Here is a 25,076-nt window from a genome sequence, read left to right as displayed (position 1 = left end):
GCGTTCGCTTACAGGTTTTTGTAAAGCCATTTGGGCATGTAGTACTTGCGCCGGTTGAACACGCTACCGACCACTTTCGCTCCGGCCTGGGTCAGGCGTTGCACGGCGGCCTGGGCGACTTCCCAGCGGGTGTCTTCGGCGCGGACGACAAACACCACGCCATCCACTTGCGTACTGATGACCAGCGTGTCGGCGGCGGAATACACCGCGTCGCCATCGATCACCACAAAGCGGTACTGACTGCCCAACTGGTCGAGCAACGGGCTCAGGCGTTCGGCGGTCAGGTGCTCCAGCGTGCGGATCGGCCGGCCGTTGGGCAGCACATGGAAGGGCAGGCTGGAGGTGTGCACCACGCAGTCCTGCAACAGCGGCGGGTTGCCCGAGCTGAACAGCAAATCGCGCAGGCCGCGTTCCTTGCTCAGGTTCAACTGCTGGGTGAGGTTGCTCGCCGACTGGCTGGCATCGACCAGCAGCACCTGGCCGCTGCTCATTTGCGCCAGTTGGCTGGCGAGCGCCATCGCACTGGTGGTGGTGCCGGCGCCGGGGTTGGCGGCGGTCAGCAACAGGATCCGCAGATCGAGATCCAGCACGGTCGACGTCAGGTTCGATTCGCTGGGATTGGCGATGCTCAGGCTTGTATTGGTTGAACCGTCCATTAGCTTGCTCCGTGGCCGCTGAATACTTTGAAGGGGGTTTTCAACAGAATCTTCAGATCAAGCAGAAGGCTCTGCTCGGCGATGTAGCTGAGGTCCAACTCAACGCGCTGGTCGAAGTCGATATTGCTGCGTCCGGAGATCTGCCACAGACCGGTCATGCCGGGGTAGATGCTCAGACGCGCGAGGTGATTGTCCTTGTAGCGATAGGCGTTGAACGAGGTCGGGCGAGGGCCGACCAGGCGCATGTCACCGGTCACCACGTTGATCAGGTTGGGCAGCTCGTCGAGGCTGGTGCGCCGCAAGAATGCGCCGATGCCGGTGACGCGCGGGTCCTTGTCGATCTTGAAATCGATGGCGTCGGCCCCGTGTTTGTTCAGGTGGCGTAGCGATTCCTTGAGTTCTTCGGCGTTGCTGACCATGGTGCGGAATTTGTACATGCCGAACTTGCGACCGCGATAACCGGTGCGCTTTTGCACGAATATCACCGGGCCGGGGCTGGTGAACTTGATCGCCAGCGCCAGGCCCAGCAGCAGCGGCGAGATCAACAGCAGAATCAGCAGCGCGCCGAAGCACGCGACCACTCGATTGGTCCGCGACAATTGCCACGGTCGACCGCCGTCACGGCCGCTGAGCCAGCCGCGACCCTGGCGGTGGATCGCTGCGTCGAGGCGCATGCGATGTTCAGGGTCGACGCGCTTGTCAGGGCGCATCTGCGCAATCGCCACACTTTTTTCATGTCCAGTCATGAGGTCCTCCGCATTCATTCAGCCGCAAGCGGCGCACGGGCATTGGGGTAGTAGCCGCGAAACCAGGCGATGAATCGCCCCAGCCCTTCGTCCAGCTCGATGCGGGGCTGGAACCCGGTGGCCTGGGCCAGATCGCTGGCCTCGGCGCAGGTGTTGAGCACGTCGCCCGGTTGCAGCGGCAGCAGCTCGACAATGGCTTGTTGGCCGAGGTGTTTTTCCATCAGGGCCAGGTAGGTTTTCAGCGCGACCGGCTGCTGCCCGCCGATGTTGAACAGCCGCCACGGCGCCATGCTGCTGGCCGGGTCGGGCTGTTCGCGATCCCACTGCGGATTGGCCTGCGGGGGCTGATCGATGAGGCGCGCGATGCTCTCGATGATGTCGTCGATGTAGGTGAAGTCGCGCTGATGCTCGCCGTAGTTGAACAACTTCAGCGGTGTGCCTTCGCTGATCGCCCGGGCGAACTGGATCGGCGACATGTCCGGCCGGCCCCAGGGGCCGTACACGGTGAAAAAGCGCAAGCCAGTGCAGGGAATGCCGAACAGATGGCTGTAGCTGTGCGCCATCAGCTCGTTGGCTTTCTTGGTTGCGGCATACAGCGACAGAGGATGATTGACGCCGTCCTTGACCGAGTAGGGCGTGTGCTGGTTGGCGCCGTACACCGAACTCGACGAGGCGTAGATCAGATGCTCGACCGGGTGATGCCGGCAGCTCTCCAGAATGTTCAGAAAACCGTTGAGGTTGCTGTCCAGATAGGCCCGTGGGTTGTCCAGCGAATAACGCACGCCAGCCTGCGCCGCCAGATGAATCACCACTTGTGGCTGCTCGCGGGCAAACAGTGCATCAATGGCCGAGGCGTGCGCCAGATCGACCGTGGCCAGTTGGAAATCGCCAACTTCTTCGCGCACCCACTGCACGCGATCCTGTTTGAGCTGCGGATCGTAGTAGTGGTTGAAGTTGTCCAGGCCAACCACTGTGTGCCCGTCGCGCAGCAGGCGCAGCACGCAATGGGCTCCGATAAAACCGGCCGCGCCGGTGACCAGCACCTTCATGGCCGCAGCCCTTCAGGAGCGATGTGGCGCAGACCGATGCCGCTGTAATGCAGACCGGCAGCCGCCACCTGTTCCGGGTTGTACAGGTTGCGCCCGTCGATGATCACCTTCGAACGCAGCTTCTCGGCGAGCAGTTCGAAGTCGACCACACGGAAGTTTTTCCACTCGGTGCAGATCACCAGCGCGTCGGCATCTTCCAGGGTGTCGTCACGGGTGGCACACAGATGCAGGTCGTTGCGATAGCCATAGAGGCGGCGGCACTCGGACATTGCTTCCGGATCGTAAGCCTGCACGCTGGCACCCTCGGCCCACAGTGCATCCATCAGGTAACGGCTCGGCGCCTCGCGCATGTCATCGGTGTTGGGCTTGAACGCCAGGCCCCAGACCGCGATCGACTTGCCGGCCAGGCCTTGAGGAAATTGCGCTTTGAGTTTGCTGAACAGGATATGCCGCTGGCTGTCGTTGACGTCGGTGACGCTGCGCAGCAGTTTCAGCGGCATGCCGTTGTGTTCGGCGGTGTGCAGCAGGGCGCGCAGGTCTTTGGGAAAACACGAACCGCCAAAACCGCAACCGGGATAAATAAAGTGATAGCCGATGCGTGGATCGGAGCCGATGCCTTTGCGCACGGCTTCAATGTCGGCGCCGAGCAGTTCGGTGAGGTTAGCCAGCTCGTTCATGAAACTGATGCGCGTGGCGAGCATCGCATTGGCCGCGTACTTGGTCAGCTCGGCGCTGCGGTTGTCCATGAACATCAGTTTTTCGTGGTTGCGGCAGAACGGCGCGTACAGCTCGCTCATCTGTTCGCGGGCCGCGTCATCGCGGGTGCCGACGATGATCCGGTCGGGGCGCATGCAGTCGGCGAGGGCACTGCCTTCCTTGAGAAACTCAGGATTGGACACCACGTGCACCGTCAGCTCGGTCTTGCCGCGGCGCAGCAACTCGCTATTGGCCGCGGCCAGGACCTGATCCGCCGTGCCCACCGGCACCGTCGACTTGATGATCAGGGTGCGATCGGCCTCCATGAAACCGGCAATCTGCCGAGCGACGTTGAGCACGTGGCTGAGATCGGCCGAACCGTCTTCGTCAGCCGGGGTGCCGACGGCAATGAAAATCAGCTCGGCGTGTGCCACCGCATCGCTGGCCTGGGTGCTGAACAGCAGGCGCCCAGCCTTGATGTTTTCTTCCAGGGTGGCCGATAACCCAGGCTCGCTGATCGGCGGTACTGCTTGTTGCAGTTGTCTGATCTTGTTGGGGTCAATATCAATGCATAAAACCCGATGACCCACATCTGCAAGAGCGGCGGCTTGTATAAGTCCAACATAGCCCGTGCCAAATACGCTCACGTCCATCTGCGCACCCTCGATAAAACCAAAAGTTAACTACGGAAAGAGACTGTTAGAGGGGTATAGCGCAGCGTTTGAAAAACGTGTCAGCAAAATGACATGTTGCAGTGGTATAACACTTAAGTACTTTTTGGCGATTGGCCATCAAGTCATTGCTGCGATTGAAATTGTTGCGTTAGTGCAGATTTGTTCAGATTTCAAATAAGCGATAAACGGTCGTAAGCCGCTGTTTTAAAGGCCTGTAGCGCATCGCCTGTGTCAGATTTGAGTCACCGTTTTTTTGACACTAAATCCGCCTATCAGTCATTTCTTGCGCTTTTATATCCGGGTGCTAGTGTCAGCTTCTGGCTGACAATCCTTTGACTCCTAGCCGTTTTTTACGACCGGTATCGCCATGTTCCGATTTACCAAAGAACTGCTGTTAATCGCTTGGTTGCTGCTTTTTACCGGTTATTACTTTGATCGGTTAAATGCTATCGGGTGGAGTTTGAATGTGCTTTTTTTTGGCGCGATGTTTTTGGCGCTGACGGTTGCGTTGTATTTAACGGCCTATATACGACAAGCACTCGTCCGTCATGCATTCGCATTGACGATGTTTGTTTCGGCGGTTTTTTTTGATGTGTATACCCGCGTCACCGCTGACTACCTGAGGTACAGCGATTTCGTCTCGCTGATCTATTCCGGTGGCTTCATTCAGGAAGCGGCGTATCAATATCGCGAGGCGATCCTGCGAAGCGTGCTCGGCGGGTTATTGCTGCTGTTCGGCATCGGGCTCAAGCCACGGCATGCGCTGGTCATACCGAACGCGTGGCGAGTGACGGCGCCGTTCGCGGGCGTGCTGATGCTCAGTGCGCTGCTGTTTCTGCGTGCGGGCGAGGGCGCCCGCGGCTTGCCGATCCTGTACACGCCGCTGGCCTACCTGAACCTGTTTGCCTACGAGGCGCTGCACAACAGCGTCGGCCCGCGTGAGCCGGTCACCCTTGCGCGCAGCGCGCCTGGCGTTGGTCACGACATTGTGCTGATCATCGATGAAAGCATTTCCGGCAATTACCTGGACATCAATGCGCCGTTCGGCGTGCACAGCAACCTCAAGCAGGCACCGGCCGGGGTTAACATTTTCAATTACGGCTACGCCGCTTCCATCGCCAATTGCAGCGCCGACACCAATGTCACCCTGCGCTACGGCGGCACCCGCAGCGATTACATGCGCATCAACAGCACGCTGCCGTCGATCTGGCAGTACGCGAAGAATGCCGGGCTGCGCACGGTGTATATCGACGGTCAACGCACCGGCGGCAACCTGCAGAACCTGATGACCGCGAGTGAAAAAAACGACATCGATCTGTTCGTGCAATTCGACCAGACCAGCGTGCGCGACCGCGACATGGCGGCGGCGGCGAAGTTGATCGAACTGCTCAACGATGACACGCCAGAGCTGGTGGTGATCAACAAGGTCGGCGCGCATTTTCCGGTGCATGACAAATACCCTGACGCCTTCATGGCTTACCGGCCGACCTTGCCTCGCGGGCAGTTCACCGAAGTCGCCGACACCGGTGAGCGCGCCGGTTTCAACGGTCAGCCGGACGACTGGGTGCTGTACCGCAACGCCTACAAGAACACGGTGCTGTGGAATGTCGGTGAGTTCTTTGCCCGAGTGTTTGCCCAGGCGAAGCTCGACAATGCGCTGCTGATCTATACCTCCGATCATGGCCAGGATCTGCACGAACGTGGCAATCCTGGCTTGAACACCCATTGCGGCGGCGATCCGGTGGAGGAGGAGGGCCTGGTGCCGCTGGTGGTGATTTCCGGCAGGGCGCTGAAGACCCTGGACTGGTCGGCGCAACTGGCGGCGAACAAGGATCGCTCCAGCCACTACAACATCTTCCCGACCCTGCTGCAGTTGATGGGGTATGACCTCGCGGGCGTCGAGGCGGTGTATGGCAAACCGCTGAGTGTGCCGACCGCCGATGACTTCACTTTCAACTATCGGTTCAATGCGCGGTTGGGGGCCAAGCCTGAGTGGAAACATATTGATCTGGGCAGCATCGTCACCCCGGCGCAGGCGCCTGCCAGTGTGGCGGTTGGGCAGTGAGTTTTGGGTTGGCTGGGGTGGCTTTATTGTTTGCGGTTATGAGGGTTTTATTGGGTACATATCCGTTGCTGCGGTAACGGCGGCTTAGGGTTCCGCTCTTACGGCGGGTCACCTTTTTCAAACGCCAAAAAGGTAACCCAAAAGGCTTGCTCCTACGTACGGCCCTCGCAGGCTCGGGTTCCTTCGCTGCGGGATCGATCCGCTCAGCCTTCCGACGTCGCCGGTGGATCAAAAGCAAGATCAAAAGCAGGCGAGCTGACACTCGGCCTATTGAGTGGTGAGAAGCGTCGCATGGATTTGGATTTGCGGTGGATTTGCCCCTCATCGGAACGCCGCCCGCCCAGCCCTCTCCCCCTGGAGAGGGAGCCGATTTGTGAGCGTTTCAAATTTTGCGTACGACTCGGTATTGCAGGTCGGCGTCTCTCTCACATCCACCACGATCAGTTCCCTCTCCCCCCGGGAGAGGGCTAGGGTGAGGGGCTTTTGATTTTCAGGACTGAGTCAAGCATTTGCCTGTACCGCCACCATCGCCAGCAGGCTGGCTGCCACCGGTCCACCGCATTCCAACTGAAACAATACAATCAAAATGTGGGAGCTTGCCTGCAAGCGATGAGGCCATCCCGAGCGACGCCAATAACAAGCGGGGCAACCCTCTCCAGGTTTATCAATGCGCACAAAACCGGTCCATGCCGCTATCCTTGGCCCAGGCTCATTGATCAGGTTCCGCCATGCTCGAGGTTCGCAACGTCCACAAAAGTTACCCCACGCCACAAGGTTCGCTGCCGGTGTTGCAGGGCGTCGACCTGACGCTGGCGGCTGGCAGCAGTCTGGCGCTGATGGGCGAATCGGGCAGCGGCAAGAGCACATTGCTGCATCTGGTCGCCGGCCTCGACAAGGTCGACCGTGGCAGTATTCACAGCGGTGAGCATCGGCTGGAGTCGATGAGCGAGGCGCAACTGGCTAACTGGCGACGTACGGAAATCGGTCTGGTGTTCCAGCAGTTCAACCTGATCGGCAGTTTGCGCGTCGAGGACAATCTGGCGTTTCAGGCGCGGCTGGCTGGGCGCCATGAGCCGCGCTGGCAGGCGCATCTGGTCCAGCGTCTGGGCCTGGGTGATTTGCTCAAGCGTTATCCCGAACAACTTTCCGGTGGTCAACAGCAGCGGGTCGCGCTGGGCCGGGCGCTGGCGTCGCAGCCGAAATTACTGCTGGCCGACGAACCCACCGGCAGCCTCGATGAAGCCACCAGCGATGAGGTGCTGCGGCTGTTGCTGGAACTGCTCGATGACACGCCGACAACCTTGTTGATGGTCACTCACAGCCCACGGGTCGCGGCGCGTCTGGCGCAGCAAGTGGTGCTGTCCAGCGGGCGCCTGACGTGATGGTTTTCCGGCAGACGTTGCGCGCGCTGCTCAGTCATTGGCGGCGTCATCCGGTGCAGTTTTTCAGTGTGCTGACCGGGTTGTGGCTGGCGACCAGTCTGCTGACTGGTGTCGAAGCGCTGAACAGTCAGGCGCGCGACAGCTACGCGCGGGCCAGTCAATTGATCGGCGGCGAACCGCAGGCCAGCCTGAGTACACCCGGCGGGGCGACGTTTACCCAACAATGGTTCGTGGATTTGCGCCGCCAGGGCTGGCCGGTGTCGCCGCTGTTGCAGGGTCGCTTGGTGCTCAAAGGTCACGAAGGCCAGCGTCTGCAATTGATGGGCATCGAACCGGTGTCATTGCCGTCTGACTCAGCTGTGGCCGGGCAGGCCATGCCGATTGAACGGGTTGTCGAATTCTTCACGCCACCGGGCAGCACGTGGATTTCCGCCGATACCTTGCAAGCGCTGAAACTGCGCGAAGGCGCTACGCCTCAGGCAGTCAACGGGCAGGTTCTGCCGCCGCTGGTGGTGCAGAACGACATGGCGCCCGGTGTGTTGCTGGTCGACATCGGTGTGGCGCAAACCGTGCTGGAACAACCGGGGCAGCTGTCACGACTGCTGTTGCCGAAGGATTTTCATGCTGAGTTGCCGGCGTCGTTCAAGGGCCAGTTGCAACTCAAAAGCAGTGGCGAAGAAAACAATCTCGCGCGGCTGACCGAGAGCTTTCACCTTAATCTCGATGCCTTGGGCTTTCTGTCGTTCGTGGTCGGTTTGTTCATCGTGCACGCGGCCATCGGTCTGGCGCTTGAACAGCGTCGTGGCCTGCTGCGCACGTTGCGCGCTTGCGGGGTCAGTGCGCGAATGCTGATCACCTGTCTGATCGTCGAGCTTGGTGTGCTGGCATTGCTCGGCGGCGTATTTGGCGTGATCAGCGGCTACTGGTTGGCCAGCGTGTTGCTGCCGGATGTCGCCGCCAGCCTGCGCGGTCTATACGGCGCGGAGGTGGCGGGGCAGTTGCGTCTGAGCCCGTGGTGGTGGTTCAGCGGCATCGGTTTGAGCCTGCTCGGCGCTTTGCTCGCTGGCGCCAGCAGCCTGTTGCGGGCAGCGCGTCTGCCATTGCTGGCGGTCGCCGATCCGCAGGCCTGGCACGAACAATACTCCCGCTGGTTGCGTCGGCAGGGGTGGTTGGCGGCGGGCTTGCTGGCGATTGCGCTGGCGGCGCTGATCTGGGGCGACAGCCTGAGCAGTGGCTTCGTCTTGATGGCCGGGCTGTTGCTCGGCGCGGCGCTGGCCTTGCCGGTATTGCTCAGTGCGCTGTTGACGCCGTTGCTGGGGCGCAGTCGTTCGGTGCTGGGGCAGTGGTTTCTCGCTGATTGCCGGCAGCAATTGCCAGCATTGAGTCTGGCGCTGATGGCGCTGCTGCTGGCGCTCGCCGCCAACATCGGCGCGGGGAGCATGACCGCCGGGTTTCGCCAGACCTTCAATGACTGGCTCGAACAACGCCTGAGCGCCGAGCTGTACATCAATCCGAGCAATCCGGCCCAGTCACTGGAAATGTACAGTTGGCTCAAGCAGCAGCCGAATGTTCGCGCGGTGCTGCCCAACTGGGAGGTCACGGTGACGCTGCAAGGCTGGCCGGCGGAGCTGTTCGGCATCGTCGATCATCCGCATTATCGCCAGCACTGGCCGCTGCTCGACAGCAGTGGCAGCGACCCGTGGGCGCATCTGGCGACGGACGATGCGGTGATGCTCAGCGAGCAACTGGCGCGCCGGCTCAAGGTGCGCGCGGGCGATCAACTGACGATTGCCGCGCCGAATGGCACATGGTCGCCGCGTATCGTCGGCATCTACGCCGATTACGGCAATCCCAAGGGCCACTTGCTGGTCAACAGCAATCATCTGCTGCGCGGCTGGCCGCAACTGACGCCGAACCGTTTCAATTTGCGCATTGACCCGCCGCACATTCCTGCGTTCCTGAGTGCCTTGCAGGCGCGCTTTCAACTGGACGACAGCCGCATTATTGATCAGGCCCGACTCAAGGGCTGGTCGGTGCAGGTTTTCGAACGCACCTTCGCTGCGACGGCGGCGTTGAACAGCCTGACCCTGGCGGTCGCGGGCGTCGCGTTGTTCATCAGCCTGCTGACGCAGAGCCAAAGCCGTCTCGGCCAGCTCGCGCCGTTGTGGGCGCTGGGCGTCACGCGGCGGCAGTTGATGCTGCTCAATCTCGGCCAGACCTGGCTGCTGGCGGTGTTGACGCTGATCCTGGCGTTGCCGCTGGGCATTGCGCTGGCGTGGTGCCTCGACGCGGTGATCAACGTGCAGGCGTTCGGCTGGCGCCTGCCGTTGCGCGTGTTTCCATGGCAACTGCTGCAACTGATGGGGTTGGCGCTGCTGGCGACCTTGCTTGCTTCCGCGTGGCCGCTGTATTCGCTGTACCGCACGCAACCGGCGGATCTGCTGAGGACCTTTGCTCATGAAGATTAAGCTCGTCGCGGTGCTGGCCGCGCTGTTGCTCACCGCTTGCGATCAGTCCGCGCCGGAACAGAAGGGCTTTGCCGGCATGGGCGCGCAGGCGCAGGCGTTTACTCCGGTGGTGCCGGGGCGGGTGTTCAGTTTTCCGGCGGATCACGGCGCCCACGATGGCTTTCGCATCGAATGGTGGTATGTCACGGCGAACCTCAAGGATCAGCACGGCAACGATTTCGGCGTGCAGTGGACCTTGTTTCGCAGCGCCTTGAAACCTGAGGCAGAGCAGGCAGGGTGGGGCAACCAGACGGTGTGGCTGGGGCATGCGGCGGTGACGTCGAGTACGGTGCACCACGCCGCCGAGCGCTATGCGCGCGGTGGCGTAGGGCAGGCCGGTGTGCGCCTGGCGCCGTTCGAGGCGTGGATTGATGACTGGATGTTTGCCAGCAAGGCTGCCGATCCGTTGAGCGACATGCTGCTTCGCGCTCGCGATAAAAATTTCGCTTATGACCTGCGGCTGACGTCCAGTCGGTCGCTGGTGTTGCAGGGTGACAAGGGTTTCAGCCAGAAGTCCGAGCAGGGTCAGGCGTCGTATTACTACAGTCAGCCGTTTTTTCAGGCCAGCGGAACGTTGCAGATCGATGGTCAGACTTATACGGTCAGCGGGCCGGCGTGGCTGGACCGGGAATGGAGCAGCCAGCCGCTGACCGCGAATCAGACCGGTTGGGACTGGTTTTCCCTGCATCTGGACAGCGGTGAGCATGTGATGCTTTACCGGATGCGGCAGAAGGAGGGGGCGGCTTATCTGACCGGTACGTGGATTGCTGCGGATGGGCAGATTCAGACGTTGCGTCGTGAGCAGATCAGCCTTGTGCCGCAGGACACGGCCGAGGTCGCCGGGCGGTCGATGCCGGTGAAGTGGTTGGTGCGCATTCCGGACAAGCACCTCGATATCAGCGTCGATGCGCTTAATCGTGACGCGTGGATGGATTTGCGTATCCCTTATTGGGAGGGACCGGTGGGGATTGGCGGGAGTCATGCTGGTCGGGGGTATCTGGAGATGACCGGGTATTGAGCGGGTGCGATTTTCTTGCGGGCAGCCCGATACCCCTGTAGGAGTGAGCCTGCTCGCGATGGCTTTCTTTCAGGCGCTGAGTTTTGGGTACATATTCGTTGCTGCGGTAACGGCTACTTAGGGTTCCGCCCTGACGGCGGGTCACCTTTTTCAAACGCCAAAAAGGTAACCCAAAACGCTTGCTCCTGCGTTCGGCCCTCGCAAGCTCGGGTCCCTTCGCTGCGGGATCGATCCGGGCGCAGCGGCTACGGTTTGCTTCGCTGCACCTCCTTCCGCTGTGTCTGGCTGCGCCAGACGGTCGCTGCGCTCCCACGCCCGGATCGATCCCTCCACTCAGCCTTCCGATGTCGCCGGTTAGGCAAGATCAAGATCAAGGGCACGCGAGCTAACGCTCATTGTTGAGTGGTTAGAAGCGTCGCATGGCTTGGGATTTGCGGTGGATTTGCCCCTCATCGGAACGCCGCCCGCCCAGCCCTCTCCCCCTGGAGAGGGAGCCGATCTGCTTTGGCTTTGAAAATCGTGCACAACTCGGTATTTCAGGCCGGCGCACCTCGCCCAATCACCACGGTCAGTCCCCTCTCCCTCCGGGAGAGGGATAGGCGGGCGGCGTTCCGATGAGGGGCTTTTGATTTTCAGGCTGTTTCAAGTCTCATCCAGCAATCCCGATCCGCGCCCAGACGAACCGCCCGGAACTCTCCCCGCCACCCGCCGCTCTACCCAGAAACCCGCAAATTTTCCGGACTCTCCCATGAGCGACGACTTGCAACTCCCAGACCTGGACACTTGGCAACGCCTGTTCGACGACCGCGCCTATTGGCAGGACTCTCCCGACGCTCACTATCTCGATCTGCAGCGCATCGCCGATGATTTGCTCGGTCAGGGTGCCATCGACCTGGAACAGTGGCAGCTCCTGCGTGCCAAGGCCGATGATCTGCACAAGGACTCACCCGCGGTGAATGTCGCCCGCGAACTCGACGACCCCGAAGCTTGAGGACTCGCCCCATGAACACTACCGTCAGCCAGAACGACAATCCCGATGAGCCGCGCCCGGCCGGTGAAACCGAGCGTGACAATGATGCCCTGCGGCCGACCGATCCCAAGCAGCGGCCGAGCAGCAAAGGTACACCGAGCGGCGAATCCACTGCTCAGGAGACCGCGAAGCCGCACACGCGTGGGCCACAAACGCAAGTCAAGCCCTGAACAGCGTCTATGCTCACTGGCACGCCCGCCGCTGAAGTCGATTTGGCGGCGGGCGTCGCCATTTCATCACAGGGAAAGTCATGCATATGAAGCTCGACGCACTGGCCAAGGCCATCACTCTCGCAACGCTCCTGTCTGCCACCAGTTTCGGCGCCTGGGCTGCCAATATTCCGTTATCCGCCGTCGTTGAGGCCGATACCGTTACCACCAAAGTGCTCGCAGTTGACGCTGCCAATCACCAGGTTGTGCTTGAAGGGCCCGAAGGCGCGAAGGTCCACGTACAGCTCACCGACAAGGCGAAGAACCTTGCCAATCTCAAGGTCGGCGATCTGGTGAAGATCGAGGTGCAGCGCTCGGTCGCCGCTTATCTCGACACCGATGTGGATAAAGGTCTGCCCGGCACCACCGAGCGCACCGGCGAACTGCGCAAGGCGCCGGGCAGCGATAACCCCGGTGGCGAAGCTTACCGGCAGGTACAGGTGCAGCTGAAAATCAGCAAAATTGATTTGAAGTCCAATCAGGTCACCCTCCAGAACCCGTCCGGACAATCGAAGACGCTTGATGTGAAAAAGCCGGAAATTCAAGCGAAACTCAAGGATTTGAAAGTAGGGCAGAGCGTTATTGTCACCTACACCGATATCCTGAAAGTGACCAGTCAACACGATAGTTGAGTATTAACTCTACAAGGTGATTGTTCTTGTACAGCTTTATGTATGAGAACAGTCATATAAAAAACCGGCTGTAGGAAGTTTCCCGGTAAATATCGACGAGACACACTTTTTAACTTACCAGTACAAAAATTTCATGTTTAAGCCTGACGACATATCCGCCATCTTCAATTAAAATCCTCTCGGTTCGCCCAGTGTCAGGGCTCTTTACCGGTGCATGGATTGCCAGGCCATTACACTGGGCGGACACCTCTTTGGGGAGCTGTATACAATTTTACGCAACAAAAAAGGGCGACTGACAAGTCGCCCTTTTTTTGTTGCTTCGAATTACGCCGAGGCTCGAATATCCGTTTTGCCTTGCTGTCCCTGGAAGCGCTTCAGCGTGGCCTGATACATCTTTGTCCGCCGGTGGTTTTCCCCGTAGATACCTGCCGCAGCGACGGTGCCGGCCTGAATGTGATCCAGATAGCTGAAGATCTTGCGCGGCGAGAGGAATTTGATGCCATAGCCCAAACCACTCATTCGATCTTGCACGGCATAACCCGGAACTTGCTCGTCCATGCAGAAGTGCAGTCCCAACGATTTCATTAGACGCGCATTCCACAGTGTGCAGAAGCTTTTCAAATGCGTTTCTTTATAAGGTCGCGGCTGTTTTGAGCGAATGCCCAGATGCAGTTTTACCCGACGAACATGGTGCTTGCAGAATCGCGAAGTTAAACGCCACGTATCGCGCAGCCACCCGCGATTGAGTTGTTCGACACAACCCACTGCCGCCATATCCGGCGACTTGGCGCACTCGCGCATCATCATCGCAAATATTTCCTTGTCGTAGACGAAAGTGTCGGTATGCAGCAGAAACAAATAGTCGGTTTCAACTTTCTCCAAAGCCAGATCCAGCGCCTTGCCATGCGCAATATGCCCCGCTTCCTTGCCCGGCGATGGGCGCTCGATCAAATTGATCCAGTCCAGCGAGCGCAAATAATCGAGGCTGGCATCCGCCGAATCGTTATCCACCACCCACACCGCAATACGCTGCGCTTGAACGTGCTCGCGCAGCAGCTCAAGGCACATCCGGGTGATATCCGGGGTTTTGTAATTGACCAGAACGAGGCTGTAATTCGCTGGCGGCTGGCTGGGTAAATCAAAGGCTTGCATGTCGGTAGGATTCATTCACGGCTCATGACGACAGGATTCATGAGGCGCGATGCTAGCGAGGGAAGCTTAGGTGAAGCTTAATTTGCGGGTGGGGCGGTGCCCGTCAGTTTGTGAGATGCCCCAGAGCTCGCGTTCACTGCGGAAACGTGTAGGAGCGAGCCTGCTCGCGAAGGCGTCAGTTCAGGCAAATAATTGATGACTGACACACCGCGATCACGAGCAGGCTCGCTCACAGTGGAATTGTGGCCTACCGCAGAGTCTGTGTTCGCCGCGAGACCTGTAGGAGTGAGCCTGCTCGCGAAGGCATCAGCCCAGGCAAATCATTGGCGACTGACACACCGCCATCGCCAGCAGGCTGGCTCCCACAATGGATTTGTGGTTTGCCGCAAAGTCTGTGTTCGCCGCAAAAACCTGTGGGAGCGAGCTTGCTCGCGATGGCGTCGGTTCCGATAAATCATCAGTGGCTGACACACCGCCATCGCCAGCAGGCTGGCTCCCACAATGGTTTTGTGGTTTGCCGCAAAGTCTGAGTTCACCGCAAAAACCTGTGGGAGCGAGCCTGCTCGCGATGGCGTCGGTTCCGACAAATCATCGGGTTCCGAATCATCAGTGGCTGACACACCGCCATCGCCAGCAGGCTGGCTCCCACAGTGGATTTGTGGTTTGCCGCAAAGTCTGTGTTCGCCGCGAGACCTGTAGGAGTGATTTGTGTGAATCCAGAGCTCAGCGCAATTTGATCCGCAACACCGCGGCGCATTCCTCGATCGAGCGCTGTTGCGTCGCGGCATACAAGCCCAGTTCGTCAATGGTCGGGCGCCCGAGCGCCTGCTCGAAAGCTTGGCGATTGGAGTGTTCGCCATAGTGCGTCTGCGCCGCGTCGCCGAGGTTTGACTGAAAAATCCCCGCGGCACTGACCGGCAGGAAATCTTCGTACACCAGTGGCTCGGCTTTCACATGGCCCTCACGCAACAAATCTTCCAGCGACGACTCACCGAGACCACTCGCCGCCATGCCTTTTTCCGTAGCGAAATAGCGAAAGTACGCCAGCCCTTGTTCGCGCATGCCCTCGGCGCTGTCAGGGAATTCGCCAAAGTGTTGAGTCATCAGCGCGTTGTAGCGTGCGGCGTTGCCTTCATTGGGAAACTCGCCCAGTTCATCCCGCGCTGCATTCAGCAAACGGTCGTACAGCGCGCGGCCTGTGGGCGTCAGTGCGGCGCCGCGTTGTTCGATTTCGCCGAAGCGCGCGCTGTGGCTGCCGCGGGTCTGCTGCTGGTCGGTGAAGGCGATTGGCTCGTCCAGTGCTTTGAAACTGGTCTGGCGCAGCAGGATCGGACATTGCCGGCGCGGTGGGCCCTCGATCACCGCTTTGGGGGTGATGCCATGGGCCGGCATCTGTTCCTGCACGCGGTCGATGTCCAGCGTACGCGGGGTCAGGTGGTTAATGTGCGGACCTTTGAAGGCGACGACATCGGCGATCAAACGGTGCTGCGCGCTCAGCGTCTGGTATTGCGCGGCGCTGACGGTGGCGCTGTGATGCCAGCGAAAGGTTTCCAGTGCCTGTAAGACGAATGCCTCGGCCTCGCTTTCGTTGAGCCCGCCCGCGGTTTCAGCGTGGGCGATCAGGCGCAATGCTTGCGGGGTAAAAATAGATCGCCGAGCCAGCACCGATTCGGCAAAGGCGCGCACGCCGGGATCCTCAATCAGCTCCAGGCGCAGCAGCGAGGTGAACACGCGAAACGGGCTGACCTGCAAAGCGTCTTCATGCACTGCGCGAAACGCCGTGGAATGCACCGGCACACCCGCCGGCGTCAGGTCGTAATAGCCCACCGGCTGCATGCCCATCACCGCAAACAGGCGGGCGAGGGTGGCCAGTTCGGTAGCGGTGCCGACGCGGATGGCGCCGTGGCGCTCCATGTCCAGGCGTTCGATTTCACCGCTGCTGTGCAGTTGCCGGGCGATGTCCGGTTGGCGAGCCAGCACGTCACGGTTGGTCTGTTCCACCAATTCCATCAGCGTGCCGTACAGCGGCACTTCTGCGCGGTACATGTCGGACATCGCTTTGGAGAAGCGCTGGCGGATCAGGTCGGGGCTGACAAACGGCTGCACGGTCATGAAAAAAATTCCTGCCACGGTCACGGAATGGATGGCGGAAAAGATCGCAGCCTTCGCCCACGCGGGCAAACGAAGAATCCTACGAACTTCATTCTGCCAACGACTGATCCACCAGCTCGATCCAGTGCAACACGCGGGTACGCCCAGCGCTGGCCAGATGGCTTTGGCAACCGACGTTGGAGGTGACGATCAACTGTGGCCGGCCGCTCTCCAGCGCGTTGAGGCGGTTGTCGCGCAGTTGCCGGGCCAGCAGCGGCTGCGTCAGTGAATAGGTGCCCGCCGAGCCGCAACACAAATGGCCGTCCGGTACGGCAGTGAGATTGAATCCGAGACGGGTCAACACTGACTCCACCGCGCCGCCGAGTTTCAGCGCGTGCTGCAAGGTGCACGGGCAATGCACGGCGATTCGTTGTTCGCTGGCAGCGCACACCTGTTCCAGCGGTTCCTGCGCAAGGATCTGCACCAGATCCAGCGTCCGCTCGCTGATGTATCGAGCCTTGGCCGCGTAAGCCGGATCGTTTTCCAGCAAATGCCCGTAGTCCTTGATGAAGGCGCCGCAGCCGCTGGCCGTTTGCACGATCGCTTCGGCGCCGCTCTGCAAATGCGGCCACCACGCATCGATATTGTGCCGGGCGCGATCGAGGCCTTTGGCTTGGGCGTCGAGGTGATAATCCAGCGCGCCGCAACAACCGGCCTCCGCAACCGGGGTGACACTGATGCCGAGTCGATCCAGCACTCGCGCCGTCGCATCGTTGGTATTCGGCGACAACCCCGGTTGCACGCAACCTTCAAGCAGCAACACGCGGCGTGCATGTCGAGGAGCAGGGCGCGAATCGTTGCCTGACACCGCGTGCGGCAGTTTGCTTTCCAGCAAGCGCGGCAACAGCGGGCGAAACGTCGCGCCTACCCGCAACAAGCTTTTGAACACGCGTGGATTCGGCGCCAACGCCCGCAGGCCCTTACGCAACAGCCGCTGAGCCGGTGTACGCGGCACGGCCTGATCGACCACCGCACGGCCAATGTCGAGCAGGTTGTGATAGTCGACGCCGGACGGGCAGGTGGTTTCGCAATTGCGGCAGGACAGGCAACGATCCAGATGCAGTTGCGTCTGCGCGGTCGCAGGTGCGCCTTCGAGCACTTGCTTGATCAGATAGATGCGCCCACGCGGGCCGTCGAGTTCATCGCCGAGCAGTTGATAGGTCGGGCAGGTCGCGTTGCAAAAACCGCAATGCACGCAGGTGCGCAGAATCTTTTCCGCCTCGGCGGCCCGGGGCAGCTGTCGCGCTTGTTCGCTGAGGGTGGTTTGCATGGCTAGAACTCCGCGTACATCCGCCCGGGATTGAACAGCCCTTGCGGATCGAGTTGCGCCTTGAGCTGGCGGTGATAGCGCAGCAGCGTCGGCGGCAACGGCTGGAACGGTGTGTCACTGGCACCGTGGCGGAAACAGGTGGCATGGCCGCCCAGCGACTGGGCGAGCGCATGAATGTCGGCGCTGGCGGACTTCAACCAGCGTTGCGCGCCGGCCCAGTCGATCAATTGCTCGCCGGGCAGTTCCAGCGGGCCGAGATTGTTCGGCAGCGACAGACGCCATAGCGGCAGGCCTTCATCGAAAAAGGCCAGGCGATGCTCATTCAGATCACGCCATAAAATCGAGTCCAACGGCTCGCCACCCAGGCGTTGATGCGCCGCGGTCACCGAACCCTCGCCGCCCTCGAGGCGCAGGTACAGATTTTCGCCATCGTGACACGCGGCACTGATCGGCAGCGGTTGCTGACCCCACTCGGCGAGTTTGCTCAACGCGCGAGCGCAGTCGATATCCAGGCGAATGCTCAGGCACTGGCGCGGTTTGGGCAGGACCTTCAGCGAAACTTCAGTGAGCACGCCAAGGCAACCAAAACTGCCGGCCATCAGCCGCGACAGGTCGTAGCCGGCGACGTTTTTCATCACTTCGCCGCCAAAACGCAAGTGCTGACCGAGGCCGGTGATGACCCGCGTGCCGAGCACGAAGTCGCGCACCGAGCCTGACCACGGCCGACGCGGGCCCGATAAACCGGTAGCGATCATGCCGCCGACGGTGGCGCTGTCGGCGAATGCCGGCGGTTCGCACGGCAGCATCTGCCCGGCGCTGTCCAATGCTGAAAGCAGCTCTGATAACGGCGTCCCCGCGCGCGCGGTGATCACCAGTTCGGTCGGTTCGTAGCGCACGATGCCGCGGTGGGCGCGTGTGTCGAGTATTTCGCCCGCCACCTCGCGGCCGAGAAACGCCTTGCTGTTGCCACCCTGGATTTTCAACGGTGTGCGATTGGCGCGCGCGGCGTTGACCTGATCGAGCAGGGCGCTGGCGCCGTCGAAATCGGCCATCAGAAACGCTCCAGCTCGGGGAATGGCAGTTGCCCGGCGTGAATGTGCATGGCACCAAATTCGGCGCAGCGGTGCAGCGTCGGGATGTTCTTGCCGGGATTGAGCAGGCCTTGCGGGTCGAACGCCGCTTTTACTGCATGGAACAGGCTCAGTTCGTCACTGTTGAATTGCGCGCACATTTGATTGATTTTCTCCCGGCCAACCCCGTGTTCGCCGGTGATGCTGCCGCCGACCTGCACGCACAGTTCGAGGATCTTGCCGCCCAAGGCTTCCGCGCGCTGCAGTTCGCCCGCTTGGTTGGCGTCGAACAGGATCAGCGGGTGCATGTTGCCGTCGCCGGCATGAAACACGTTGGCAACGCGCAAACCGTACTCTTCGGCAAGCGTTGCGATGCCTTGCAGGACACCGGGCAATTCACGGCGCGGAATGGTGCCGTCCATGCAGTAATAGTCCGGCGACAAACGGCCAATCGCCGGGAAGGCATTCTTGCGCCCGGCCCAGAAACGCACGCGCTCGGCTTCGTCCTGCGCCTGACGAACCTCAGTCGCCCCCGCGGCGAGCATGACCTCGAGCACACGCTGGCAATCGTCATGCACATCGGCTTCGACGCCATCGAGTTCGCACAGCAGAATGGCCTCGGCATCGACCGGGTAACCGGCGTGGATGAAGTCTTCGGCGGCGCGGATGGCCAGGTTGTCCATCATTTCCAGGCCACCGGGAATGATCCCCGCCGCGATGATTTCGGCTACCGCGCGGCCAGCCTTTTCCACCGAATCGAAACTCGCCAGCAGGACTTTCGCCACTTGCGGTCTGGGCAGCAACCTGACCGTGACTTCGGTGATGATCCCCAGCAGGCCTTCGGAGCCGGTGAACAGCGCGAGCAAATCGAAACCTGCCGAATCCAGCGCGTCGGAGCCCAGGGTCAGGCGTTCGCCTTCGATGGTCAGCACTTCGATTTTCAGCAGGTTGTGCACGGTCAGACCGTACTTGAGGCAATGCACGCCGCCAGCGTTTTCGGCGACGTTACCGCCAATCGAACAGGCGATCTGCGAGGATGGATCCGGCGCGTAGTACAGGCCAAACGGCGCGGCGGCCTGAGAGATCGCCAGATTGCGCACCCCCGGCTGGACCCGCGCGGTGCGGGCGGCGGGGTCGATATGCAGAATATTGTTGAACCGCGCCATCACCAATAGCACGCCCTGTGCCAGCGGCAAGGCGCCGCCAGACAAACCGGTGCCGGCACCGCGCGCGACCACCGGGACGTTCTGTGCGTGGCAAAGTTTGAGCAGGCTCTGCACCTGATCGAGACGCCGGGGCAGGGCGACCAGCATCGGCGTGGTGCGATAGGCGGAGAGGCCGTCGCATTCGTAAGGTTTCAGTTCCTCCTCGCGCCACAGCAGATCGAGGTCAGGCACGGCCCGTTGCAGCGCCGTGAGCAGTTCGGCCTTGTTCACCTGCGGCAGCGGGCCGTCGAGGCGCTCGTCGTAAAGGATGTTCATCTCAGCTCCAGGCCCCGCCGCTGATGGTTCCCACGCTCGCGCGTGGGGATGTCTCTGGGAACGATCAGGATCAGGACGATCAGGGGAAGTTGTCATCGCTGGCTTCCAAGAAACTCCTGATACAGGCGTGCGCTATGCGTCGGCTGCTCGACCATCGGCATGTGCCCGACGTGGTCCCAGACCTCCACACGCAAATTCGCGATGCCCTTGCTCCAGACCGGCACGCTGCTGACGTCGATCAAGCGATCCTTGCGTCCCCACAGCAACAGCGCCGGGCAGCGAATTTCTGCCAGTTTCGGTTCCATCGGCGGACTGGCGTGGAAGTCACGGAAGATTTCTTCCAATTCGTCGCGTTGCTGCACGTAACGCTGAGCGATGGCGTCGAGCACAACCTTCGGCACCCAGGGCGGCGAGGCCATGGTCATTGCGTATAGATAGCGAAACTCTTCGCGGGAATTGACCAGAAACGGGTTGTACCCGCGCGCCAGATGCCGCTCCATGTCGCTGGCCTGCGGCGCGGTGACGCCCGCCGGATCGATCAGCGCCAGCGAGGCGATTCGCTCGGGACAGGTTGCCGCCAGCCACGCTGCCAGATAGCCGCCCATCGAGTTGCCGATCACATGCACCTTTTCCACGCCACAGACGTCGAGCAACTGGATCATGCGCTTGGCCTGCAGCGGAATATCAAAACCGCCACCGGCCTTGAAGCCGGTTTCACCGTGGCCGGGCAAGTCCGGAATGATCACTCGATACTGCCGCACAAAGTGCCGGGAGAAACGCAGCCACAGATTCTTGTCGGCACTGAAACCGTGCAGCATCAGGATCGCACTGGCCGCTTCGTACGGCCCGCCCTGCCAGGTCGACACCGTCATTTCGGCGATCGGCACTTCGATCTTGTGCAATTTATACAACCTGGCCTCGATGGCCATGCTGAGGTCATACAGCCAGTGCCCGACCGCCGGGTAACTCAACCAGCTCCAGGCCACGAAAACCGCGAGGGCGACAAACAGCAAAAGCATCGACGTCTTCCTTTTACGTGTTCAGGACAGAATGTGGTCGGCGGGTTTCAGCGCCCGGGTCAAACGGTAGTAGCTGAAACTGAAGCCGGGAAACATGGCGATCACATGACCGCTCTTGCTTTGATACCAACTGTGGCAACCACCGGACTTCCACACCGTGCGCTGCATTTCCCGATGGATCATTGCAGTGTAGGTACGTTCTGCGTCGCGGCGCACTTCGATGCTGCGCAACCCTTGATCGCGCACGGTGCGGATGCAGTCAATGATGTAGTTCATCTGCGATTCGATGATGAACAGCGCCGAGGTATGGCCGATGCCGGTGTTCGGTCCGGTGACGATAAACAGGTTGGGAAAGTCCGGCAGGCTTGTGCCCAGATAGGCGCGCGGATATTCGGCCCAGACATCGCTGAGCTGCACGGCGTTTTTTCCGCTGACCGGGTAGGAAATCACCCCGTCGGTGGCGTCGTAACCGGTCGACCAGACAATCAGATCCGCGTCGACATGCTGGCCGTCTGTGGTGTTGATCCCGGTTTCGTCGATGGAAGCGATGCCTTGTTCGCGGCTGTGCAAGGTGACGTTCGCGCGGCTCAGCGTCGGGTAGTAAGTACTGGAGACCAGCACGCGTTTGCAGCCGATGGTGAAGTCCGGAATGAGTTTTTCCCGTAACTGCGGGTCCGGCACCTGTCGTATGAGAAAGCGCAGGGCGTGCTGCTGCACCATGTGGATCGCCGGTTTCGAATACTTGAAGGCGATCACGCGGGTTTCGAACTGCCAGTAGATCAGCCAGCGCAGCAGTTTGTAGGCGGGTTTACGACCGAGCAGCCAGCGTTGAATCGGTCCGAAGCGGCGATCGGCGCGGGGCAGAACCCAATGTGGTGTGCGCTGGAATACGTGCAAATGTTCCACTTGCGGCGCAATCGCTGGAATCACCTGGACCGCGCTGGCACCGCTGCCGACGATGGCCACACGTTTGCCGCGATAGTCGTAGCTGTGGTCCCAGTTGTTTGTATGAAAAGTCTTGCCCTTGAAGCGATCCCGGCCCGGGAAATGTGGGATTACCGGCTGGCTTAGCGGTCCGCTGGCATTGATCAGGAATTGTGCGTACCAGGTGCCTTGGCGGCTGGTGTGGACGGACCAGCGTTTTGCCGACTCGTCCCATTCGACGCGCTCGACATTGGTCTGCAGCTCAACGCGGTCACGCAAATGGAACGCGTCAATGACATGCTCGGTGTAGCGTCGCAGTTCGGCCTGCCCGGCGAACATCTGTGACCAGCGGTAGGGCGCGAACGACAGCGAATACAGCGGCGACGGCACGTCCACCGCTGCGCCGGGGTAGGTGTTCTGGCACCAGGTGCCGCCGAAGAAGTCCCTGCGCTCCAGCAGGCGAAAATCGTCGATGCCGGCCTTGAGCAGGTTGACCGCCGCACACTGGCCGCCAAAACCGCTGCCGATGATCAACACTTGGTAGGTGCGCATGGGCCTCCTTCTTATAGTCTTTTTTCCATTTTGCTCCTTTCATGTATAGCCAAATATTTGCCGTGTGCGCGCCCCTGATGTCGCGCCATTCAGCCCGCTGACCGGTGATGGCGAATTAACGTCGCCCTGATAGACTCCCATCACATCCGCACAGCGGAGTGCGTGATCGAGGTCCTTATGGGAAATGCGGGAGGAAAGGGACTTTCAGTCGCCAGGAGGCTCTATACGTCGCGAATCCTCGGGCTATTGCTTGGGCTGCTGTGTGTGTCCGTGACGATGTATGCGCTCGATCCGCCGCTGTGGGTCTGGGCACTGATGTTCTTCAACGGCCTGGTCTGGCCACATCTGGCGTTTCAATGGGCGCGCCGCTCGCGTGTTCCCTATCATGCTGAACACCGAAATCTGTTGATCGATGCGTTTCTCGGTGGTTTCTGGGTCGCCGCGATGCATTTCAATCCATTGCCCACGGCGGTGACCATTTCGATGATGGCGATGAACAACGTCGCGATCGGCGGTGCACGCTTTCTGTTGGCAGGTTCTGCTGCGCAATTGCTTGGGGTGTTCGTCGGCCTGGCGGTATTTGCCCCGGCATTCATCCCGCAAACCTCGCCTGCGCAGATGTACGCGTGTTTCCCGTTACTGCTGTTGTACCCGTTGGCACTGGGCTGGATCTGCTTTCGTCAGGCCTACAATCTCGGCCGGCATAAACGCGAACTGCTCGCCCTGAGCCGCACCGACAGCCTGACCGGGCTGCTTAACCACGGCGCCTGGAAAGATCAACTGGAAATTGCCTTTCAGCGCTGCAGACGGCAGCAGCAGGGCGCGGCGATTGCGTTGATCGACATCGATCATTTCAAGACGATCAACGACACCTACGGCCATGTCGCCGGCGATATCGTGTTGCGCCAGTTGAGCAAATTGCTCAAGCACAACCTGCGCGCGACGGATGTGGCCGGACGCTATGGCGGCGACGAGTTCTGCGTGATCCTGCCCGAGTTGCCGCTGTTCAACGCCGCCCAGGCCATGGAAGCGTTGCGCGAGCGTTTCGCAATTCTTGGCTATGAGCAGAATCCGGCGCTGAAGGTCAGTTTGAGCATTGGCCTGGCGGCTTACGATCCGGCGCATGCCGACGCCACCCGCTGGCTCAATGAGGCCGATCAGGCGTTATACGAAGCCAAGGCGAGCGGGCGTAATCGGGTGATCTGCAATTGCGACGAGCAGCCTCGCCAGCCGGTGCTCGATTCGGTCTGATTGCCCTCCACAAAACCTTTGTAGGAGTGAGCCTGCTCGCGATGGCGTCGTGTCAGGTGACATCGTAGTCGGCTGACCCACCGTTATCGCGAGCAGGCTCACTCCTACAGGGTGTTGTGTTGTTGGTTAGGTCAGTGTCGCATCCGGTGTAGAGCCTCGCGCCGATGTCGGGTACGGTTAAAGGCCCCCGTACGCGAAACAAGGACCGCTTCATGACGTTCTCATTTCCTCGCTCCCTGCTGGCCGCCAGCCTCGGCCTGTCTCTGACCCTCGCTGCCACCGGCGCCTTCGCCGAACCGCATAAACAAGTGCTCGCCGATGCCGAGCAGTACCAGCCCGAAGCGCTGAAGCTGCTTGAGCGGCTGGTCAATATCGACTCCGGTTCCGGTTACGAACCTGGCCTCAAGCAAGTCAGCGAGATTGCTATCGATGAGCTGAAAAAGCTCGGCGCGACGATCGAGCTGGTGCCGAACACGCCAGATAAGTCCAGCCATGTACTGGCGACGCTGAAAGGCACCGGCAAGGCAAAAATCCTGCTGATGGCGCACATGGACACCGTTTTCAAGGAAGGCTCGGCGGCCGAGCGGCCATTTCACATCAAGGACGGCCGCGCCTACGGGCCGGGAGTGATGGACGACAAGGGCGGTATCGTCGCCGGGATTTATGCGCTGAAAGTGCTGAAGAACCTTGATTTCAAGGACTACGCGCAAATCACCTTCCTGCTCGACGCCAGCGAAGAAACCGGTTCGGACGTCGCCACCGACCTGATCAAGAAAACCGCCAGACAGCACGACGTGACCCTCAACCTCGAGCCGGGCCGCCCGGCCGATGGCCTGGTGGTGTGGCGCAAGGGCAGCGCAACGGCGCTGGTGGAGGTCAAGGGCAAAGCCGCGCATGCCGGTGTCGCGCCGGAACTGGGGCGCAACGCCGCCATGGAAGCAGCGCACCAGATTCTGCAACTGGGCAAGCTTGGCGATGAGGCGAAGAAGACCACCATCAACTTCACCGTGCTCAAGGCCGGTGACCGCACCAACGTGATTCCCGATCAAGCCACGGCCAAGGCTGACGTACGCGCGGCGGTACCTGAAGAGTTCGACCGGATCGAAAAGGACCTGGCACGGGTCTCTCAGGACAAGTTGATTCCTGAGACTGAAGTGAAGACTTCCTTGCAACGTGGCTTGCCGCCGATGCCGCAAACGGCGGAGTCGGATCGCCTGATGGCCATGGCCCAAGGCATCTACGGCGAGATCGGCCGCAAACTGACCGAGGAGGGCAGTGGTGGCGCGGCGGATGCGAGTTTGTCTGCCGGGGTCGGCACGCCGACGCTGGATGGTTTTGGCATTGTTGGCGGCAATATCCATACGCCGGAGGAATACGCCGAAGTGGCGAGCGTGGCGCCGCGGATTTATTTGTTGTCGCGGATGATCATGGAGCTGTCGAAGCCACGATAAAGGTGATCGTTCCCACGCTCTGCGTGGGAATGCCTCTACGGACGCTCCGCGTTCGGCTTTGGGCTGGGACGCAGAGCGTCCCGGGCTGCAT

20 protein-coding genes are annotated in these 25,076 nt (G+C 60.7%); 9 read left to right on the top strand and 11 right to left on the bottom strand.

Translation table 11 applies throughout. The annotated features are described in order from the left end of the window. Positions 1–8: 8 nt before the first annotated feature. Genes J3P93_RS17170 through J3P93_RS17155 form a run of 4 tightly spaced genes read right to left on the bottom strand, consistent with a single transcriptional unit; the run spans position 9 to position 3,800 of the window. Positions 9–656 carry a CpsD/CapB family tyrosine-protein kinase gene (locus tag J3P93_RS17170; protein ID WP_090282723.1) on the bottom strand — a complete coding sequence of 216 codons (648 nt, stop codon included), beginning with the start codon at positions 654–656 and terminating at the stop codon, positions 9–11. Next, a complete protein-coding gene (locus J3P93_RS17165; RefSeq protein ID WP_434589950.1) occupies positions 656–1,402 on the bottom strand; it encodes a sugar transferase in 747 nt (248 codons plus the stop codon). Before J3P93_RS17165 ends, J3P93_RS17170 begins: the two co-directional genes overlap by 1 nt. A gap of 14 nt (positions 1,403–1,416) precedes the next feature. After that, positions 1,417–2,451, bottom strand: coding sequence for an NAD-dependent epimerase (locus tag J3P93_RS17160; protein ID WP_434589947.1), 1,035 nt, complete (start codon positions 2,449–2,451; stop codon positions 1,417–1,419). Continuing rightward, positions 2,448–3,800 carry a UDP-glucose dehydrogenase family protein gene (locus J3P93_RS17155; protein WP_434589944.1) on the bottom strand — a complete coding sequence of 451 codons (1,353 nt, stop codon included), beginning with the start codon at positions 3,798–3,800 and terminating at the stop codon, positions 2,448–2,450. The genes J3P93_RS17160 and J3P93_RS17155 overlap by 4 nt, the downstream gene beginning before the upstream one ends. A gap of 388 nt (positions 3,801–4,188) precedes the next feature. Here J3P93_RS17155 and J3P93_RS17150 point away from each other — a divergent pair, with 388 nt between their 5' ends. The 7 genes from J3P93_RS17150 to J3P93_RS17120 all read left to right on the top strand — a co-directional run bounded on the left by J3P93_RS17150 (position 4,189) and on the right by J3P93_RS17120 (position 12,664). After that, positions 4,189–5,886 (top strand): sulfatase-like hydrolase/transferase, encoded by a 1,698-nt coding sequence (locus J3P93_RS17150; RefSeq protein ID WP_434589941.1) that lies wholly within the window; start codon positions 4,189–4,191, stop codon positions 5,884–5,886. A gap of 728 nt (positions 5,887–6,614) precedes the next feature. Next, positions 6,615–7,268, top strand: a complete 654-nt coding sequence (locus J3P93_RS17145) for an ABC transporter ATP-binding protein (protein WP_093102652.1) — start codon at positions 6,615–6,617, stop codon at positions 7,266–7,268. After that, on the top strand, positions 7,265–9,736 hold the full coding sequence (locus J3P93_RS17140; RefSeq protein ID WP_434589937.1) for an FtsX-like permease family protein: 2,472 nt from the start codon (positions 7,265–7,267) through the stop codon (positions 9,734–9,736). Before J3P93_RS17145 ends, J3P93_RS17140 begins: the two co-directional genes overlap by 4 nt. Further along, positions 9,726–10,793 (top strand): lipocalin-like domain-containing protein, encoded by a 1,068-nt coding sequence (locus J3P93_RS17135; protein ID WP_434589934.1) that lies wholly within the window; start codon positions 9,726–9,728, stop codon positions 10,791–10,793. Before J3P93_RS17140 ends, J3P93_RS17135 begins: the two co-directional genes overlap by 11 nt. 748 nt (positions 10,794–11,541) lie before the next feature. Beyond that, positions 11,542–11,784, top strand: coding sequence for a hypothetical protein (locus J3P93_RS17130; protein WP_434589932.1), 243 nt, complete (start codon positions 11,542–11,544; stop codon positions 11,782–11,784). Positions 11,785–11,795: 11 nt separating this feature from the next. After that, the gene (locus J3P93_RS17125; protein WP_203421576.1) at positions 11,796–11,993 is read left to right on the top strand and encodes a hypothetical protein; all 198 of its coding nucleotides are present in this window, start codon (positions 11,796–11,798) and stop codon (positions 11,991–11,993) included. An 86-nt stretch (positions 11,994–12,079) separates the two neighbouring features. Next, positions 12,080–12,664 carry a hypothetical protein gene (locus J3P93_RS17120; RefSeq protein WP_434598424.1) on the top strand — a complete coding sequence of 195 codons (585 nt, stop codon included), beginning with the start codon at positions 12,080–12,082 and terminating at the stop codon, positions 12,662–12,664. Between the two features lie 324 nt (positions 12,665–12,988). Here the strand turns inward: J3P93_RS17120 and J3P93_RS17115 are convergent, their stop codons facing one another. The 7 genes from J3P93_RS17115 to J3P93_RS17085 all read right to left on the bottom strand — a co-directional run bounded on the left by J3P93_RS17115 (position 12,989) and on the right by J3P93_RS17085 (position 22,283). Then, positions 12,989–13,816: a glycosyltransferase gene (locus tag J3P93_RS17115; RefSeq protein WP_434598422.1), complete on the bottom strand. Its 828-nt coding sequence runs from the start codon at positions 13,814–13,816 to the stop codon at positions 12,989–12,991. 723 nt (positions 13,817–14,539) lie between these two features. Beyond that, a complete protein-coding gene (gene hglS / locus J3P93_RS17110; RefSeq protein WP_434589929.1) occupies positions 14,540–15,928 on the bottom strand; it encodes a 2-oxoadipate dioxygenase/decarboxylase HglS in 1,389 nt (462 codons plus the stop codon). A gap of 88 nt (positions 15,929–16,016) precedes the next feature. Next, positions 16,017–17,237 (bottom strand): glycolate oxidase subunit GlcF, encoded by a 1,221-nt coding sequence (gene glcF / locus J3P93_RS17105; RefSeq protein WP_434589926.1) that lies wholly within the window; start codon positions 17,235–17,237, stop codon positions 16,017–16,019. Between the two features lie 2 nt (positions 17,238–17,239). Then, positions 17,240–18,289, bottom strand: a complete 1,050-nt coding sequence (gene glcE, locus J3P93_RS17100; protein WP_434589923.1) for a glycolate oxidase subunit GlcE — start codon at positions 18,287–18,289, stop codon at positions 17,240–17,242. Next, on the bottom strand, positions 18,289–19,788 hold the full coding sequence (gene glcD, locus J3P93_RS17095) for a glycolate oxidase subunit GlcD (RefSeq protein ID WP_434589920.1): 1,500 nt from the start codon (positions 19,786–19,788) through the stop codon (positions 18,289–18,291). The genes glcE and glcD overlap by 1 nt, the downstream gene beginning before the upstream one ends. A 92-nt stretch (positions 19,789–19,880) precedes the next feature. Further along, positions 19,881–20,807 (bottom strand): alpha/beta fold hydrolase, encoded by a 927-nt coding sequence (locus J3P93_RS17090; RefSeq protein WP_434589917.1) that lies wholly within the window; start codon positions 20,805–20,807, stop codon positions 19,881–19,883. Positions 20,808–20,828: 21 nt separating this feature from the next. Continuing rightward, entirely contained in the window at positions 20,829–22,283 is a 1,455-nt protein-coding gene (locus J3P93_RS17085) for a flavin-containing monooxygenase (protein WP_434589914.1), read from the bottom strand. A 177-nt stretch (positions 22,284–22,460) separates the two neighbouring features. On the opposite strand from J3P93_RS17085, the gene J3P93_RS17080 reads away from it, so the two are divergent. Both J3P93_RS17080 and J3P93_RS17075 read left to right on the top strand, forming a co-directional pair. Further along, on the top strand, positions 22,461–23,534 hold the full coding sequence (locus J3P93_RS17080; RefSeq protein WP_434589912.1) for a diguanylate cyclase: 1,074 nt from the start codon (positions 22,461–22,463) through the stop codon (positions 23,532–23,534). Positions 23,535–23,746: 212 nt separating this feature from the next. Beyond that, positions 23,747–24,985: a M20/M25/M40 family metallo-hydrolase gene (locus tag J3P93_RS17075; protein WP_434589909.1), complete on the top strand. Its 1,239-nt coding sequence runs from the start codon at positions 23,747–23,749 to the stop codon at positions 24,983–24,985. Positions 24,986–25,076: the final 91 nt, after the last annotated feature.

Source organism: Pseudomonas sp. R3-57, assembly GCF_051132065.1.
Classification (GTDB): Bacteria; Pseudomonadota; Gammaproteobacteria; order Pseudomonadales; family Pseudomonadaceae; genus Aquipseudomonas.
The sequence above is the reverse complement of the archived record's forward strand: the minus strand, read 5'-3'. Positions and strand labels throughout refer to the sequence as shown.